The 17,644-nt window shown below is 59.9% G+C and carries 16 protein-coding genes and 1 tRNA gene; 8 read left to right on the plus strand and 9 right to left on the minus strand.

Annotated elements, in window-relative coordinates; translation table 11 throughout:
* Positions 1-19: 19 nt before the first annotated feature.
* The 3 genes from Q0677_RS04945 to dusB are packed head-to-tail and all read right to left on the minus strand — an operon-like array spanning position 20 to position 3,497.
* A complete protein-coding gene (locus Q0677_RS04945; protein WP_298906548.1) occupies positions 20-1,420 on the minus strand; it encodes a response regulator in 1,401 nt (466 codons plus the stop codon).
* A gap of 11 nt (positions 1,421-1,431) precedes the next feature.
* Complete coding sequence (locus tag Q0677_RS04950) at positions 1,432-2,520, minus strand: ATP-binding protein (protein ID WP_298906551.1); 1,089 nt, start codon at positions 2,518-2,520, stop codon at positions 1,432-1,434.
* Positions 2,517-3,497, minus strand: coding sequence for a tRNA dihydrouridine synthase DusB (gene dusB / locus Q0677_RS04955; RefSeq protein ID WP_298906554.1), 981 nt, complete (start codon positions 3,495-3,497; stop codon positions 2,517-2,519). Before dusB ends, Q0677_RS04950 begins: the two co-directional genes overlap by 4 nt.
* A 166-nt stretch (positions 3,498-3,663) precedes the next feature.
* Between dusB and Q0677_RS04960 the strand changes: the two genes are divergently transcribed.
* The 5 genes from Q0677_RS04960 to Q0677_RS04980 all read left to right on the plus strand — a co-directional run bounded on the left by Q0677_RS04960 (position 3,664) and on the right by Q0677_RS04980 (position 8,578).
* Entirely contained in the window at positions 3,664-4,818 is a 1,155-nt protein-coding gene (locus tag Q0677_RS04960) for a bifunctional 2-C-methyl-D-erythritol 4-phosphate cytidylyltransferase/2-C-methyl-D-erythritol 2,4-cyclodiphosphate synthase (RefSeq protein WP_298906556.1), read from the plus strand.
* A gap of 1 nt (position 4,819) precedes the next feature.
* Positions 4,820-5,320, plus strand: a complete 501-nt coding sequence (locus Q0677_RS04965; RefSeq protein ID WP_298906558.1) for a phosphatidylglycerophosphatase A — start codon at positions 4,820-4,822, stop codon at positions 5,318-5,320.
* Positions 5,317-5,802, plus strand: coding sequence for a CinA family protein (locus Q0677_RS04970; protein ID WP_298906561.1), 486 nt, complete (start codon positions 5,317-5,319; stop codon positions 5,800-5,802). Before Q0677_RS04965 ends, Q0677_RS04970 begins: the two co-directional genes overlap by 4 nt.
* 172 nt (positions 5,803-5,974) lie before the next feature.
* Positions 5,975-7,156: an ammonium transporter gene (locus tag Q0677_RS04975; protein WP_298906564.1), complete on the plus strand. Its 1,182-nt coding sequence runs from the start codon at positions 5,975-5,977 to the stop codon at positions 7,154-7,156.
* A gap of 135 nt (positions 7,157-7,291) precedes the next feature.
* Positions 7,292-8,578 carry an HlyC/CorC family transporter gene (locus tag Q0677_RS04980; protein ID WP_298906567.1) on the plus strand — a complete coding sequence of 429 codons (1,287 nt, stop codon included), beginning with the start codon at positions 7,292-7,294 and terminating at the stop codon, positions 8,576-8,578.
* Positions 8,579-8,662: 84 nt separating this feature from the next.
* Here Q0677_RS04980 and Q0677_RS04985 read toward each other — a convergent pair whose 3' ends face one another.
* Positions 8,663-10,204 (minus strand): helicase HerA-like domain-containing protein, encoded by a 1,542-nt coding sequence (locus Q0677_RS04985; protein WP_298906570.1) that lies wholly within the window; start codon positions 10,202-10,204, stop codon positions 8,663-8,665.
* Positions 10,205-10,732: 528 nt separating this feature from the next.
* On the opposite strand from Q0677_RS04985, the gene Q0677_RS04990 reads away from it, so the two are divergent.
* A complete protein-coding gene (locus Q0677_RS04990) occupies positions 10,733-11,368 on the plus strand; it encodes an invasion associated locus B family protein (protein ID WP_298906572.1) in 636 nt (211 codons plus the stop codon).
* A 76-nt stretch (positions 11,369-11,444) separates the two neighbouring features.
* On the opposite strand, the gene Q0677_RS04995 is transcribed toward Q0677_RS04990, so the two are convergent.
* The 4 genes from Q0677_RS04995 to Q0677_RS05010 are packed head-to-tail and all read right to left on the minus strand — an operon-like array spanning position 11,445 to position 15,732.
* The gene (locus tag Q0677_RS04995) at positions 11,445-12,653 is read right to left on the minus strand and encodes a beta-ketoacyl synthase (protein ID WP_298906575.1); all 1,209 of its coding nucleotides are present in this window, start codon (positions 12,651-12,653) and stop codon (positions 11,445-11,447) included.
* Between the two features lie 3 nt (positions 12,654-12,656).
* A complete protein-coding gene (locus Q0677_RS05000) occupies positions 12,657-12,923 on the minus strand; it encodes an acyl carrier protein (RefSeq protein ID WP_298906578.1) in 267 nt (88 codons plus the stop codon).
* Between the two features lie 27 nt (positions 12,924-12,950).
* The gene (locus Q0677_RS05005) at positions 12,951-14,057 is read right to left on the minus strand and encodes a UDP-3-O-(3-hydroxymyristoyl)glucosamine N-acyltransferase (protein ID WP_298906581.1); all 1,107 of its coding nucleotides are present in this window, start codon (positions 14,055-14,057) and stop codon (positions 12,951-12,953) included.
* Positions 14,058-14,112: 55 nt separating this feature from the next.
* On the minus strand, positions 14,113-15,732 hold the full coding sequence (locus Q0677_RS05010; RefSeq protein ID WP_298906584.1) for a L,D-transpeptidase family protein: 1,620 nt from the start codon (positions 15,730-15,732) through the stop codon (positions 14,113-14,115).
* 366 nt (positions 15,733-16,098) lie between these two features.
* On the opposite strand from Q0677_RS05010, the gene Q0677_RS05015 reads away from it, so the two are divergent.
* The gene (locus Q0677_RS05015) at positions 16,099-16,680 is read left to right on the plus strand and encodes a DUF882 domain-containing protein (RefSeq protein ID WP_133488291.1); all 582 of its coding nucleotides are present in this window, start codon (positions 16,099-16,101) and stop codon (positions 16,678-16,680) included.
* 103 nt (positions 16,681-16,783) lie between these two features.
* Complete coding sequence (locus tag Q0677_RS05020) at positions 16,784-17,527, plus strand: glutamine amidotransferase (RefSeq protein WP_298906587.1); 744 nt, start codon at positions 16,784-16,786, stop codon at positions 17,525-17,527.
* A gap of 40 nt (positions 17,528-17,567) precedes the next feature.
* On the opposite strand, the gene Q0677_RS05025 is transcribed toward Q0677_RS05020, so the two are convergent.
* Positions 17,568-17,644, minus strand: a tRNA-Arg gene (locus Q0677_RS05025).

Genomic DNA, 17,644 nt, shown 5'->3' on the forward strand with positions numbered 1-17,644 from the left:
GCCACGCTATGTTGCTCTTTTACATCAACTTGCGACGGCGTGTCACCTCGATTCCGAGCTCGGTGATCTTTTTGCGCAAGGTATTGCGGTTGATGCCTAGAAGATCAGCACATCTGGCCTGATTTCCACCCGTGGCGTCCAACGCGATTTCGATCAAAGGAAGCTCCATTTCCCGCAAAATGCGTTGATACAAGCCAGTTGGAGGCAACGCGCCGCCATGCAGATCGAAATATCGCTGCAGGTGTTGCGCGATCGTATCGGCCAGACGCCCATCGGCCATTTCCTGCCGAACCACGCCAGATCCCGAGGGGGCGCTGACCGCATGTCCGCCCGCGGCACCCAAAGCAACCTCGACTTCCGAGGCCGAGATATTGTCATCAACCCCGGTTACGGCCAGACGGCTGATCAGGTTCTCAAGCTCGCGCACATTTCCGGGCCACGGATAAGCGCGCAGAATGGCGGCCGCTTCTTCCGGCAGATGGCGTTTGGGCAGCCCGTCCTGAGCCGCGCGGCTCAGGAAGTGCTCGGCCAATCCAACGATGTCCTCGATCCGGTCGCGCAGCGGCGGCACTGGGATCACGATCCCCGCCAGACGATAATACAGGTCCGAGCGGAAGCGCCCGTCGGACGCGGCATGCCCCAAATCCCCTTGCGAGATCGACAGAACGCGTGTGTTGTTGTCTGTCACCGCATCCAAAACGCGCGCTAAACGCCCTTGTGCCACGTCGTCCAAATCCTGAATGCCGTCAAACAAGATAACCCCATCGCGTGCCCGAGACAGCAGCGTGCTCACAGCATCCGGATGGCTAAGATCATCGGGCGAGGCGACGATAAACGGCGCGCTCCCGCGATCCGAGAAGTCGTGCAAGGCGCGCGCAATCAGTGACTTTCCGACTCCGCTTTCCCCAGTGATCAGCACGGGCAGGTCCACATTCAGAACCCGCGCGACAAGGCGATACAGCTCTTGCATGGCCGGGCTGTGCCCCACCAAGGGCAGATCATCCACGTCGCGCCCGGTCTGTGGGGGCGGGCTGACGGGTTCAGCAGGACGGACGCGTTTGCGTTCCAATGCGCGCGCGGTGCGCTTCATCAGCTCTGGCAGATCAAAGGGCTTGGGTAGATAGTCAAAGGCATCAGCCTCGGCCGCCTGAATGGCGGTCATGATCGTGTTCTGCGCCGAGATCACGATCACCGGCAGATCCGGGCGCAGCTTCAAGATCCGCGGTAAGGCTTCAAGCCCATTGCCATCCGGCATTACCACATCCGAGATCACGACGTCTCCGCGCCCCTCTTCCACCCATTTCATCAGGGTCTGGATCGAGCCCGTCGCATGCACGCGGCACCCCGCGCGGGTCAGTGCCTGTGTCAGAACCGTGCGGATCGTGCGATCGTCATCGGCCACCAGTACTGTTCCATCCATCTCAGGACTCCTTACGGTTTGCTACTTGCGGGTTGCGGGGATTTTGCGACGGGAAGGCTGATCCGAAACGCTGTGCGTCCCGGCACCGAATTGACCGAGATCAGCGCGCCGTGATCCGTGATGATTTTTGAGACCAAGGCCAGACCCAGACCGGTCCCGTTTTCACGGCCAGACACGAAGGGATCAAACACGCTATCCGCTATGTCCGGCGGAAGACCCGGACCATTATCAATGACCTCGACCTGAATGGGCAGATGCGCCTGCTCTCCATTCGGAAGGGGGACACGTAGGCCGCTATCGTAGAAGGTTTTCAACGTGATTTTACCTTCGTTATCAGAAGCCTCTGATGCGTTCTTGATTAGATTCAGAAACACCTGCTGGATCTGATCCGCATCTACGAACACATCCGGCAGGGACGGATCATAGACCTTGGACACCTCCATCCCCGAGGCATAACCCAACTGCGCCGTTGCCCAGGCACGGTCCAGCAGATCGTGGATATTCGTCGGCTGCCGCTCTGGCGGGCGCAAATCTCCGAACCGTTCAACCTGATCCAAAAGCGCAACGACGCGCCGGGTCTCGGCCACGATCAGATCGGTCATTTCCTGATCTTCCGGCGGCAAGGACATCGACAAAAGCTGCGCAGCGCCCGAGATCCCCGCCAGCGGGTTCTTGATCTCGTGTGCCAGCATCTCGGCCATGCCGATGGCCTGACGGGCGGCGGATTTCGTGTCTTGGACCTGCCCCAGCGTGTCCGATCCACCGCGCGGCTGCAGGATCACGATGTAGCCTGCAGAAGGTCCAGCCTCTTCGGGCAGAGGGGCAATGCGTAGGTTCACGTCGCGGGTAGACCCATCCGACAGGCGCAAATCTACGCCATCCACATAAAGCGCGTTGCTGCTTTCACGGACACGTTTCAGAAGTTCGTCAAAATCCAGCGAAAACCCGAGCGTGACATTGGGGTGCCTGCCGACCAGCCGCCGCTCGGACAGGTTCAGAAAGCTCTCAGCCGCGCCGTTGACGCGCAGCACAAGCCCCTGACTATCCAGTTCCAGCCCCGGCACGGGTAGGACAGACCAGATGTGATCATCATTGGTCATGCGGCCTTCCTTTCGGGACTAAGGGCTTGTGGGATGAGATCAATGACCTGCATTGGGTCGCGCGACGACAGGACCTGTCGCCGCAAATCGGGTGCGGTGCCCGCGTCATCCATGTACCAGCCCAAATGCTTACGGATGACACGCGCGCCCAGATCAGGACCATAGAAATCCAGACTGGCGCGATAGTGGTCCGCGACCAGCTGCGCCAAGGCGTCTCCGCTGGGAATAGCGGGCGCTGGCGCGCCGTAAAGGTCATGGGCGACTTGGGCCAAAAGCCAAGGCCGTCCGCCCGAACCGCGCCCGATCATCACGCCGTCCGCGCCGCTTTGCTCAAGTGCTTGGCGTGCGGTGGCGCTGTCGACGATGTCTCCGTTCGCGATGACGGGGATCGACACCGCCTCTTTCACTGGGCGGATTGCAGCCCAGTTGGCCGTGCCCTTGTAAAACTGACAGCGCGTACGCCCGTGAATGGTGATCAGCTGAATGCCCGCGCCCTCGGCCAATCGTGCCAGCTCGGGTGCGTTCAGGCTGCTGTCATCCCACCCCAGCCGGGTTTTTAGCGTGACGGGAATGCTGACTGCGCTGACAATCGCCTCGATCAGGCGGAGCGCATGGTCCAGATCGCGCATCAAGGCCGATCCGGACATGCCGCCGACCACCTTCCGGGCCGGGCAGCCCATATTGATGTCAATCAGCCGCGCGCCGTTCTGTTCGACCATACGCGCTGCTTCGCCCGCCCAGTAGACATCCCGCGCCGCCAGCTGGACCGAGGTCTTGTCCAACCCGAACCCCAGTTCGGCCCGCTCACGGACACCGGGTTTGGCTTGCACCATTTCTTGGCTGGCCACCATTTCGGACACCACAAGCCCCGCCCCGAAGGACGAGACGAGGTTGCGAAACGGCAAATCAGTGATCCCAGCCATCGGGGCCAGAATCACGGGCGTTTCCAGTTGAAGGGGTCCGACGGAAAGAGACATGCTTATTCCTTGTGCATTGCGTATAGTTAGGGCTGACCGCCCGAAATATATCAATATTTCGCGGAGTATTCGAGCATCGGATTTATTTTCTGCACATTTTTTAGGCAGATTTTCAGGCGCAGACTGCAGAGTTGTCCTTCCTCTAAGCACAGCCTAAACAACTTGTATGACGACAGCAGCCATCATCGTGGCCGCCGGGCGCGGAACGCGTGCAGGTGGCGAAGTGCCGAAGCAATGGCGCCAGATTGCCGGGGGCAGCGTGGCCGCCCATACGGTGCACGCGTTTCGGGCGCATCCCAAGATCTCGCAGATCATTCTGGTGATTCACCCCGATGATCACGGCTTCGCTGATCCGATCGAGGGCCTCACTTTGGTGCATGGTGGGGCGACGCGGGATGCGAGCGTCTTTGCCGGCCTTCAGGCGCTGCAATCAGACGCTCCGGATCGTGTGCTGATCCATGACGTCGCACGGCCTTTGGTCTCGGAGCAAGTGATCCATGATGTGATCGCCGCGCTCGACCACGCGCCGGGTGCGGCCCCTGCCCTTCAGGTCACCGATGCCCTGTGGCGCGGGACGGATGGGAAAGTGACGGGGACGCAGGATCGCACGGGGCTGTTTCGCGCTCAGACCCCTCAGGGCTTCCGCTTCGCTGACATTCTGGCCGCGCATTCGGCGCATTCAGGCGGTGCTGCTGATGATGTCGAGGTCGCCCGCGCTGCCGGGCTGGACGTCACCATTGTTGACGGCGACGAACAGAACTTGAAAATCACCACACCCGGCGATTTCGCCCGGGCCGAGCGTCTGCTGATGCAGCGCCAAGACAAGAACAAGGAGAGCCGGATGGATATTCGGGTGGGCAGTGGCTACGACGTGCATGCCTTTACGGACGGGGATCACGTGATCCTCTGCGGCGTCACAATCCCGCATGAGCGCAAGCTGAAGGGCCATTCGGATGCCGATGTGGGCATGCATGCGCTGACGGACGCCATCTATGGCGCGCTGGCGGATGGCGATATTGGCCAACATTTCCCGCCCTCGGACCCGCAGTGGAAGGGGGCTGCCAGCGACATCTTCCTGCGCCATGCGGTCGCGCTGGCGGGGGAACGCGGCTATCAGATCTCGAATGTCGATGTGACGCTGATCTGCGAGCAACCCAAGATTGGTCCGCATGCGCTGGCCATGCGCGAAGCGCTGTCTGACATCATGGGATTGGCCGTGGACCGGATCAGCGTGAAAGCCACCACCAGCGAACGGCTGGGCTTTACCGGACGGTCGGAAGGCATCGCCTCGATGGCCACGGCAACCCTGATCGGAGCCTGACATGAGCCCTGCAACCGCCAAGCTGATCGCCACCTTCTTCTATTCCGGCCTTCTGCGCCCTGCCCCCGGCACTTGGGGCAGCCTGGCCGCCCTGCCCGCCGCGTGGCTTTTGCACCAGATCGGCGGCCCCGTCGCCCTGACCGGCGCCACCATTCTGGCCTATCTGATCGGCGTGAAAGCGACCGAGGCATACACCGCGGGAAAATCCGACCACGACCCCTCGGAAGTGGTGATCGACGAAGTCGTCGGCATGTGGATCGCGCTGTTCCCGGTGTCTTTCGGCGCGCGGATGATGGGCGCGGACATTCTGGCGCTCTATCCCGGTTGGATCGTGGCCTTCTTGGCATTTCGTCTGTTTGACATCACCAAATGGGGCCCGATTGGCAAAGCTGACCGGCGCGGAGATGCTACGGGCGTCATGATGGATGACGTCTGGGCCGGTGTCGCCGCCGCAATCGTCGTGATCGTCACGGCCTACGCCGCGCACGGGCTGATGGCATGAGCGATGCCGCCGCCCTTCTGGACCTTTGCCGTGTGCATGGCTTGAAGCTCGCCACGGCAGAGAGCTGTACCGGAGGCATGGTCGGCGCATGGCTGACCGAGGTTCCGGGCAGCTCGGACGTGTTCGATCGCGGCTTCATCACCTATTCCAACGCCGCCAAGCAGGACATGCTGGGTGTTACCTCTGACAGCTTAACAGCATTCGGGGCCGTGTCCGAGAAGGTCGCCGCTGAAATGGCCTCTGGCGCATTGGCCCGGTCACAGGCCGATATTGCCGTCTCAATCACCGGGATCGCGGGCCCCGGCGGGTCAGACCACAAGCCCGAGGGCCGCGTCTGTTTCGGGCTGGCCTATGGCGATACGGCCCAAGTCGAAACGCAAGACTTCGGAGCAATCGGGCGGGACAAGGTGCGCGAGGCTGCTGCAAAACACGCCATTGCACTGCTTATACAAGGGGCAAAACTAAAATCTGACCGCGGCTGATCCATTCGCATCACGCGCAATCTGCGTGCAATGCCCTAAGCATCACGCCTATTTATTAAGCAGACTTTGTTTTCCGCCCCACATTCTCCTTCAAAATGCGCGTTCCGGGTGCCTAACGCCAGAAATTCCATCACACCCCACTCAAACGGTTTCAAACCCGAAGGAGGGGAATATGAACGGCGCAGATACCGCCTGGATCATCGTAGCCACCGCATTGGTGCTTTTCATGTCATTGCCAGGGCTGGCGCTGTTCTATGGCGGCCTTGTGCGGGCGCGCAACGTGCTGAGTGTTTTCATGCACGTTTACGCCATCGCCTGTTTGATGAGCATCCTGTGGCTGGCCTTCGGCTATACCATCGCCTTTGGCGACGCCACGCATGGCTGGTTCGGATCGCTGGATAAGGCGTTCCTGTCGGGTGTCACCGCTGACAGCCTGTCGGGCACCCTGCCCGAGGTTCTGTTCTTTGCCTTCCAGATGACCTTCGCGATCATCACCCCGGCACTGATCGTCGGCGCCTATGTGGAACGCGTGGGCTTTGGCTTTGTCCTGACCTTCTCGTCTCTGTGGATGCTCTTGTGCTACGCCCCGGTCGTGCATTGGATCTGGGGCGGCGGCGCACTGGCGGATGGCGGCATCTTTGGCGAGATCGGCACCCGTGACTTTGCAGGCGGCATCGTGGTGCACGAGACCGCAGGCATCGCAGCCTTGATGATTGCCGTGGCTCTTGGCCCGCGCAAGCACCGCACCACTCCGCCCCACGCGCCGTGGATGGTCTTCGTGGGCGCTGCCATGCTGTGGGTCGGCTGGTTCGGCTTCAATGGTGGCTCGCAACTGGCCGCAGACGGCGGGGCCGCGATGGCCATCACCGTGACCCATATCTCGGCCGCCACAGCTTCGCTGAGCTGGGCGCTGTATGAAAAGATCAAATATGGCAAAGCCAGCCTTGTGGGCATCGTGACCGGCACCATCGCGGGTCTGGCCTCGATCACCCCGGCCTCTGGCTTTGTTGGCCCGATTGCAGCTCTGATCATCGGCGCAGTCGCCGGTATCCTGTGCCAAGAAGCGGTCAACGTCGTGCGCAACAAGCTGAACATCGATGATACGCTGGACGTGTTCGCAGTCCATGGCGTCGGCGGCATCTTTGGCACGATTATGATCGCGGTCTTCGGCCAGGGCAGCTTTGTCGCTCAGTTCGGTGCGTTGATCATCGTTGGTGTCTTCACCTTCGTCGTAACCTACGTCCTGATCAAGCTGACCGCCGCCATCACGCCGCTGCGCGTTGATCTGGAAAGCGAAGTCAACGGTCTGGACCTGTCGGCCCACGGCGAGCGTGCTTACGACATCACCTCGTAAATCTGCCCACTCACGGCTCCGGGAAAGGCGAAGGCGCAAGCTTTCGCCTTTTCCTTTTGCGCCCTTCGCCCGGGCGCTCTCTTGAAAGCTTTGCGTCAAGTGCCCATAAGATTGTGAAGAACAATGGAGTTTTCGATGGACGTGGGTTTAGACACCGGATTTTGGATCAGTTGCGCAGCGATTGCGGGGCTTTTGGTGTTGTCTGCCTTCTTCTCGGGCTCGGAAACGGCGCTGACGGCGGCGTCGCGCGGGAAACTGCGCTCGCGTGCCGACAAGGGCGACCGGGGCGCAAATCGCGCGCTGAACATCACCGAGGACAATGAGCGCCTGATCGGTTCAGTCCTGCTGGGCAATAACCTTGTGAACATTTTGGCGACATCGCTGGCGACCGCGCTGTTCACCCGCCTGTTTGGCGATAGTGGTGTGGCGCTGGCCACCCTCGTCATGACCTTGCTGGTGCTGATCTTTGCCGAGGTGCTGCCAAAAACCTATGCCATCACCCGGCCTGAAATGGCGGCCTCGCGCGCGTCGGGGCCGATTGCGCTGATCATCCTCGTGTTCGCGCCCATTGTGTCCGCCGTGCGCGTGATCACCCGCGGCGTGCTTCGCCTATTTGGCGTGGAAACCGACCCAGACAGCCACATCCTTGCCGTGCGCGAGGAGATCATGGGCGCCATTGCACTGGGCCATTCGGAGGGCACGGTGGAAAAGGAAGACCGTGACCGTCTGTTGGGCGCGTTGGACCTTGGCGACCGCGCGGTCGAAGAAATCATGCTCCACCGTAGCCAGATCGAGATGATCGATGCCGATGCCCCTGCCGTCGAGGTGCTGGAGCAAATTCTTGAGTCGCGTCACACTCGTCTGCCAATCTATCGCGATGAGCCCGAGAACATCATTGGTGTCATCCACGCCAAAGACCTCTCCCGCGCGATGTATGCCTTCCAGCGCGAAGGCAAACTGATCGAGGAGTTCGACGTTCTTCAGGTGGCGATGGAGCCGTATTTCATCCCCGAAACCACCACGCTGGATGACCAGATGCGCGAATTTCTGAAGCGCCACACCCATTTTGCGCTGGTGGTGGACGAATATGGCTCGCTTGAAGGTCTGATCACGCTGGAAGACATTTTGGAAGAGATCGTGGGGGAAATTACCGACGAGTTCGATGTCCAGACCGAGCATGAAATCAAGTCGCAAAGCGATGGCAGCTTCATGGTCGAGGGCAGCGTGACCATCCGCGATCTGAACCGCGCCAAAGACTGGCAACTGCCGGATGAAGAAGCCAACACCATTGCGGGACTGGTCATTCACGAAGCGCAGATGATCCCCAACGAAGGTCAGGTGTTCAGCTTCCACGGTTTCCGGTTTGAAGTGGTGAAGCGCGACGGCAACCGGATCGAGCAGCTACGCATTCGTCCGCTGTAAGCGTACAGCGCATTGGGGGCGTTGCCCCCTCGCGCCTGTGGCGCTCACCCCCAAGGTATTTGAGGCAAGAGGAAGAGGGCCCGTTTAGCGCCCTTTGAACAGGGATCCCAGAATGCCGCGCACGATGCGTTTGCCCGTGGTGCCTTTCAGCTCTTTGATCACCACATCCGTTACGGCTTTGCCGAACCCGCCGGAAGACTTTCTACGCGACGTAGACCGCCCCACTTTGCTGCCGGAGTAGCGGCGGCCCGCGCGGTATTCCCGTTCCGCCGCACTTTCGGCTTCTTCTTCACCGCGCTCGGCCTCTTCTGCTTCTTTCGCGGCATCTGTGGCGCGTTTGGTCAGTACTTCATAGGCGCTTTCGCGATCCTGAAGCGTCTCGTATTTCCCAGCAATCGGCGAGGCGTCGATCAATGCCTTGCGCTCGCCGGGTTCAATGGGGCCCAGCTGGGACGACGGTGGACGGATCAGCGTGCGTTCGACCACGCCCGGTGCGCCCTTTGCTTCCAGGAACGAGGTCACGGCCTCGCCCACCCCGACCTCGCGGATGGCGTCTTCGGTCGAAAAGCGCGGGTTGTCGCGATAGGTTTCGGCTGCTTGTTTCAGGGCGCGGCGGTCCTTGGCCGTGAAGGCGCGCAGGGCGTGCTGGATGCGGTTGCCGAGCTGGCCGAGGATGTCCTCGGGCACGTCTGCCGGGTTTTGCGTCACGAAGTAAACGCCGACACCTTTCGAGCGGATCAGGCGCGCGACCTGTTCGACCTTGTCGACCAGCGCTTTGGGCGCGTCATCGAACAAGAGATGTGCTTCGTCGAAGAAGAAGACCAGCTTGGGTTTGTCGGGATCGCCGACCTCGGGCAGTTCTTCGAAAAGTTCCGACAACAGCCACAGAAGGAAGGTTGCATAGAGGCGCGGCGCGCCCATCAGCTTATCAGAGGCCAAGATCGAGATTCGCCCGCGCCCATCCGTGTCGGTGCGCATGATGTCCGACAGCTGTAACGCGGGTTCACCGAAAAGCTTATGGCCGCCTTGGTTTTCCAGCACCAGAAGCGCGCGCTGGATGGCACCGATTGAGGCGGTCGAGACGTTGCCATAACGCAGCGACAGGTCCTTGGCGTTCTCGCCCACCCAGACCAGAAGCGCCTGAAGGTCTTTCAAGTCCAGAAGCCCCAGCCCCTGTTCATCGGCCACGCGGAAGGCGATGTTCAAGACACCTTCCTGTGCATCGGTCAGCTCCAACAGGCGGGACAACAGAAGCGGTCCCATCTCGGACACGGTGGTTCGGATCGGGTGGCCCTGATCGCCGTAGAGATCCCAGAACGTGACCGGAAACGCGTCGTAGGAATAGTCGTCAAATCCGATCTTCTCGGCGCGCGAGGTAAAGGCCTCGTGCAGTTTGAACCCCTCGCTGCCTGCCTTGGCCAAGCCCGAAAGGTCTCCTTTCACATCCGACAGGAACACTGGCACGCCTTGGGCGGCAAAGCTTTCGGCCATGATTTGAAGCGTCACGGTTTTCCCAGTGCCCGTCGCGCCCGCGACCAGCCCGTGACGGTTGGCGTATTTCAGCAAGAGCCCCTGCTTGTCGATATAGTTTTCGCCGCCACCACCAATGAAAATCGTACCGTCCACGTGCCTGCCTCCTGGGCTTCAAAACAATCTTGTCTGAGACAATACTAAATTAACCAACATAGGCCATACTGTATTCATTCCCATCGACCATCTGGTCTGGGAAGACTTCCTCCCTGTCAGACTGCCGCGCCTTCGGGCGCGGTTTTTTTTTCGTGTTCAATACCTTGCACGAGAACACACGCGGATTAGACCGATGGCGCAAAAAGTTCCGATTATGTCGATTACACGTCACTTTCTAGCTTGACCGCTCAATGCAAGTGACATAGCGTCGCCCCCATAAGCCGGTCAGTCCGGCAGGGAGAGAAATTCGAAAGGGATCCGCGTCAGCGGGTCCCTTTCTTTTTGGGCACAGCAAAGGCGTTTTCTTGCCGGTCAGGTAGCGTTAGAAACGCGATGATCGGCGATCCACCGCCGCCTTAGGTTCTTGCCCCTGATTTCCCGACATTCGACAGTATTTCCACCTGACACCCCAGAGGCGTCATGCTATTCCATCCCCAACAAAATTTGATTTCGAGACAAGGAACGATCATGAATATCGAGCTGATCAAATCCCTTTCGCTGGTGGCGGCCCTGTCGATTGGCACTGCTGCGATGGCACAGGAGAATTCGGAAACCTCCGCGGAAGAGGCCCCGGCGGCCCAACCCGCAGTTGATCTGGGCGAACCCGTTGATTCCACCCGCCAGCCCGGCCAGACCTATGTTGAGAAGGTAACCGGTGACTGGGAGCGCAAATGTATCACGCTGCCGGAAGGCCAGGGTGACGATCCCTGTCAGATGTATCAGCTTCTGAAAGACAACACAGGAAACGCCGTGGCCGAGATCTCGTTGGGCAAACTGCCCGAAGGTGGTCAGGCCGTGGCTGGCGCCACTGTGGTCGTGCCGCTGGAGACGCTGCTGACGCAACAATTGACCATTTCGGTCGATGGATCGCAGGGACGTCGTTACCCTTTCCGCTTCTGCACCCAATTGGGCTGCGTTGCCAATATCGGCTTCACGGCAGACGAGGTTGCAGGTTTCAAAGCGGGCGCAAATGCGATGGTGTCGATCGTTCCGGCAGCTGCACCTGATCAGCGCGTGAACCTGACCATGTCCCTAACGGGCTTCACAGCATCCTATGACGAGCTGACGGCTCCGACGCCGCGTCCGGCACCTGCCGCACAGTAAGCACTTCGATCAAAACAGCAAAACGCCGCCTGCGATGGGCGGCGTTTTTGTTTGGACTGCCTTATTCAGACGGAGCTCAATGCGCCCGCAGGGCCAGAACAGCGTTCAGACCGCCAAAGGCAAACGCGTTGGACAGAACCGCGCCAACCTTCACGTCGCGCGCCACGTTCGGCACCACATCCAGCGCGCATTCCGGATCAGGCTCTTCATAGCCAATCGTGGGCGCAATTACGCCATCGCGCAGCGCCATGACACAGGCCAAAAGCTCGACCGCACCGGTGCCGCCGATCAAATGCCCATGCATGGATTTCGTGGACGAGATCATCAGTTCATCCGCGTGGTGCCCGAACGCATCGGCCACTGCTGCGCATTCGGTTTTGTCATTGGCCGCCGTGCCGGTGCCGTGCGCGTTGATATAGCACACATCTTCCGGGTTCAGGCGTGCATCCCGCATCGCACCGGCAATCGCCCGCGACGCGCCCTGTTTCGATGGCATCACGATATCCGCCGCGTCCGAGGTCATGGCAAAGCCGACCACCTCGGCCAAGATCTCGGCCCCGCGTGCCTTTGCGTGCTCGTACTCCTCGAACACAAATACTGCCGAGCCCTCGCCCTGCACCATCCCATTGCGATTGGCCGAGAACGGACGGCAGGCGTCCTTCGACATGACCCGCAGGCCTTCCCACGCTTTGATCCCGCCAAAGCACAACATCGCCTCGGACCCGCCGGTGATCATGACATCCGCCATGCCAGTCCGGATCATCTGCATCGCCTGCCCCATCGCATGGTTCGAGCTGGCACAGGCCGTCGCCACGGTGAAACTTGGCCCCTTCAGGTTCCATTCCATCGACACATGGCTGGCGGCCGCGTTGTTCATCAGCTTCGGCACGACAAACGGGTGCACCCGGTTTTTGCCATCCTCATAGACCGAGCGATAGTTTTCATCCAGCGTGTTCATCCCACCGCCGGACGTGCCCAGCACCACGCCAGAACGCGCCGCCAGCTCGCCCGAAAAAGTCAGACCCGACTGGCCAATCGCTTCACGTGCGGCGATCAGGGTGAACTGGGTAAACCGGTCGTAAAGCGCGATCTGCTGGCGGTTGAACGTCTCTTCCGGCTCATAGCCTTTGACCTGTGCACCGATGCGGATCGACAGGCGCTCAACATCCTGAAACTCGAGGTTAGAGATCCCACAGCGCCCTTCGCGCATGGCTTCCAGCGTCTCAGGCACATTGCGACCAAGCGCGTTGATCGTGCCTTGGCCGGTGATGACAATACGTTTCATGGCTTAGGCGGCTTGATCCGCAACCAAGCCTTCGACCGCGCGTATGATGGCCGCGACGGATGAAATATCAAAGTCGCTTGCCGATGGGTCGTTGGCGTTGAACGGTACAGAGATGTCGAAGGCCTCTTCGATGGCGAAGATGCTTTCGACAAGACCCAGACTGTCGATGCCCAAATCTTCCAAGGTTTGATCTAGGCTGACATCACCCGGCTCGAGAACGGCTTGCTCGGCGATGATGGCAATGACGCGGTCCTGAATGGTTTCAGACATATGGTTCCCTTTCGCGTTGGCGAATTTCTAGCCCTTGTCCACCAGTTTTGTAACTGTTTTTTGAAGCTCACGTAGCGTCTCGGCGAGACGCGGCAGGCGGCGCAGTTCGCGGCGGATCGCCATTTCCGTCTCAATCTTCACGGCGGGGCTGCCCAGCACCGCGCGGCCCGCAGGGACGTTGGTATAGATGTTGGTGCCGCCACCGGCGATGACGTCATCCCCGATGAAGATGTTGTCGCTGACGCCGACCTTGCCGCCCAGCACAACGCGGTTGCCGATCTTGGCCGAGCCCGACACGCCCACATTGCCGCACATCATCACGTCTTCGCCCACTTCGGCGTTATGGCCGACCTGTACCTGACAATCGATCTTGGTGCCGCGTCCAATGCGCGTCGCCCGGATCGTTCCGCGGTCGATGGTCGAGCTTGCGCCCAGTTCCACATCGTCGCCGATCTCGACCCCGCCCAGCGAATGGACCCGCGCCCAATGCGCGCTGCCTTCAACGGCACCGGCGGATTCACCTTCGGCCATGCCACCGCGCAGGCTTTCTACGGCGCTTTCCTTGTCCAATGTGACGAACGAGAAACCGTCTCCGCCCACCACCGAATTCGACTGCCCGGTATAGCGGTTCCCAATGGTGCAGAGATGCGCAATGCGCGCGCCCGGATGCAGGGTCAGATCATCCCCGATCACTGTGCCATAGCCGATCGAGGCATGGGCGCCGATCTGCGCATTTGCTCCGATTTTCACATCCGCCCCAATCACAGCCAAAGGTCCGATGCACGCGCCTTCTCCAATCTCGGCGCTATCATCGACGACGGCGCTGGGGTGGATACCCGGGGCAATGCCCAGACCCGGATCCAAGGCGCGGGTCAGAAGCGGCATCGCGGTCTTGCCGCGCGCCATGCAAATCGCACCGTCCAGACCAAGCGCCTTCCAATCAGCGCCTTCCCACAGCAACGCCGCGCGGGCCTGACCCTTTGCAATGCCATCGGCGTATTTCGGGTCCATCGCCAGCGCCAGTTGATCCGCGCGGGCATCCTGAGGCTCGGCTGCGCCTGACAGGGCAATGCTGCCATCGCCGTGGAAGTCGGCCCCCAATGCGGCGGCAATCTCGGACAGGGTGAAAGTCATTCAACGCTCCTTTAATGGTGTCGGATCTTTGCGCCCGAACACCGCACTAAAGGATTTAACCATCCACGGCCGGAAGTGCTACCCCGGCATTCTGCAAAGCGGCCCAAACTTTCGCATCCCGCCCATAAATGTCGCGACGATAGTTCACACGGCCCTTCGCCGGCGCCACAGCGGTACGATAGACGATATGCACCGGCACATGCTGTTCCAGATCAATCTGGGTCTCGCGACGCGTATCGAGCGCCTTGTGGAAGGTCGCTTTAGGATTGCTGCTTTGCTTGGCCAAAAGCGCATAGGCGAAATCAAACGGATCGCTCAGGCGGATACAGCCGTGGCTAAACGCACGCACTTCGCGGGCAAAGAGGCTTTTTGACGGCGTATCATGAAGATAGATGTTGTGTTTGTTCGGGAACATGAATTTCACCAACCCCAGCGCATTGCGCGAGGACGGCGCCTGCTTGATCGCAAAGGGGAAGCTGCGTGCCGTGAATTGGGTGAAATCCACCGCATCACGTTTTACCACACGCCCCCGGCTGTCGATCAGCTTCAGATGGCTGACCGCGTTGGGGTTCTTCTTCAGCATCGGCAGATATTCTTTGGTCGCAATAGACCGCGGCACATTCCAGGTGGGATTAATCACCATGTGTTCCATCACATCCGAGAATTCGGGGCTGCGCTGATCCGAGACATTCTTGCCAATGACCGAGCGGGTCCGGAAGGTCACCGCACCGTTGTCCACAATTTTCGCAGTAAAATCAGTCAGGTTGACCCAAACATGACGTGCGCCACGTTCGAAGTTTGTCCAGCGCTCGCGCTCCATCGCCACCAGCACCGCGGCCAGACGTTTTTCGGGCGAGACGTTGATCTCGGAAATGGTGCCTTTCCCGGCCACGCCATCATCGGTCAGGCCATGATCGGCTTGAAATTGCTGCACGGCCTTTTGGATCGACGCATCATAGGTGCGGCTGGCCGAGCGGTTCAGATATCCCATACGGACCAGACGGTTACGCAGCGCAATGACGGCGTCCCCCGACTGTCCGGGCTTAAGTTTCTGCGCTGAAACGGTCTTACCCCAGCCACCGTGTTGAATGGTCTCTTCCAGACGCAGTTTTTCGCGCATCAGACGGCCATACTCGGCATGTCGGGGCGGCAAGGATTTCAGATACTCGGCAGGCGAGGACACGGCAAAGGTTGCCAGAATATCTGTACCGTCTTTGCGATCAACCTTGCGCACGATACCACTGTCGATTTTGGACGGCGTCAAAACGCCCGTGTTCACACCCTGCGCATAGTCCACCAACAGCGTGGATAGCTCGACCTCAAGCGCCCCCAGCTGACGCACCGACGTGACATTCGCCATGCGCGCTTTCAGATCCTCCAGATCGACCGCGGGAAGCCCGTGATCCGGCGCTTTGGACAGGGCCATAAACAAAGCCTTGCGACGGGCCATATCTTCTGCGGATGTCCCGGTCCAGATCGGCTGATAGGCGTTTGCCCGATAGAACGCGGCAACTTCGCCCTCGCGGGCGGCAGCCTCGGCCACCGACTGCGCAAAGGCAGAGACCGAGCTTTGCGCCGCGACGGGCGCCGGGGAAGAGAAACTCAGAACAGCGGCCCCAATGGCTGCAAAAGCAAAGCTTACAAAGGGTGCACGCGCAGGCAAATTTTTCGTCATGTCATGTCCGAAATGAATAAGATCGTACTGATGTTCAGTATTCCAACATCTGGTTAAGGCTGTCTATTCACAATCCCGAAAACCAAGGCAGGTTTTGCGAAAAGCATCTAAACTGTTTCCGGAATACCTTACCTCAACCAGTCCGAGTGCAGCACACGTGCCACGGTTAACCCCAGTTTCACGATTTTCAGCAAATTCCCGCCGATTTTTCTTGAACCCGTTAAGGGACTGAAAACTCTACTTGGCGCACGATTCGAGTTGTGTCATAAGAAGACACGTCTGGGGAATAGGCAAACACACCACCCCGATTTGACCGCAGAGTCAGGCGGGTATGGTGACAGGCAAGCGACGGGACACGCTACGACAATGACCTACGGGACTTCGAACGGCTTGAAATCGGGCATCACTCGGCGCGGGCTACTTGGGGCTTTTGCAGCAACGGCTGTGACGGCAGCACCCATGTATGCGAACGCGGCGGGCTTTTTGCGCGGTGGGGGCGATGTGCGCCGTCTGGCCATGTATTCGGGCCGCACCGGCGAAACCATCAACATGATCTACTGGGTTGAAGGCAAATACATCAAAGATGCCTTGAAAGAGATCAACCATTTCATGCGCGACTGGCGGACGGACACCTCGATCAAGATCGACACCCGCACCATCGACATCATGGCCGCCGCCCACGGGTTGATGGATGTGCGTGAACCCTACACCATGCTGTCGGGCTATCGCTCGCCCAAGACCAACGCGATGCTGCGCTCGCGCTCGCGCGGGGTGGCCAAGAACTCGCTTCACATGAAGGGTCAGGCAGCCGACCTGCGTCTGAAGACCCGTTCGGTGAACCAGATGTTCAAAGCGGCTGTCGCCTGTAACGGCGGCGGCGTTGGCAAATACTCTGGCTCGAACTTCGTGCATATGGATTGTGGCGTGATCCGCACCTGGGGCCGCTGATCCCACTGCCTATAAGATAGATCCAAAAGCGCCCTCGGGCGCTTTTTTGTTGTGGCGCGGTAGGTTGTTTGGCATCAAGCCCTGAACGACTGACGAGGCTCCCATGAAACCTTTCCTGATCCTGCAACTGCGCCCCGAAACCGATGCCTCGGATGATGAATTTCAAGCGTTTCTGTCGAAAGGCGGTCTGACCGAAGATCAGGTACACCGCATCCGACTGGATCAAGAGAACATCCCCGCCGATCTGAACCTGTCCGACTATGCGGGTGTGATCGTTGGGGGCGGGCCCGGCTGCGTGTCCGATGCACCCGAGAAGAAATCAGAGGTCGAGGCCAAGATTGAGGCCGAGTGCCTGTCACTGATGCCGCAGATCACTGTACGCGACATCCCGTTTCTGGGCTGCTGCTATGGCATTGGTATTCTCGGTCATCACCTTGAACCCGGCGCGATCTCGAAAGAGCAGTACGGAGAACCCGTCAGCGCCAGCCCCTGCCGCCTGACCGACGACGGACGCGCAGACCCGCTGCTGGCCGGCATTCCCGACGCGTTCGAAGCCTTCGTGGGCCACAAAGAAGCCATGCAACGCCTGCCCGAAGGCTGTGTGCAATTGGTCACCTCCGCCCCCTGCCCGTTCCAAATGATCCGCTTCGGCCAGAACGTCTATGCCACCCAGTTCCACCCCGAAGCCGACGCGCACGGGTTCGAAACCCGGATCGGCATCTACAAACACCACGGCTATTTCCCGCCAGAGGAAGCCGAGGCACTGGTCGACATGGTCCACGCCGCCGACGTCCACGCGCCTGCGCAGATTTTGTGGAACTTCGTGGAGCGGTATCAAGACAGCTAAGCCAGCCCACAGGACGAAGTTTCAGATTTAATTAGGGAAATGGCGCACCCGAGAGGATTCGAACCTCTGGCCTCTGCCTTCGGAGGGCAGCGCTCTATCCAGCTGAGCTACGGGTGC

Source organism: uncultured Aliiroseovarius sp. (genome assembly GCF_947492455.1).
Taxonomy (GTDB): Bacteria; Pseudomonadota; Alphaproteobacteria; order Rhodobacterales; family Rhodobacteraceae; genus Aliiroseovarius.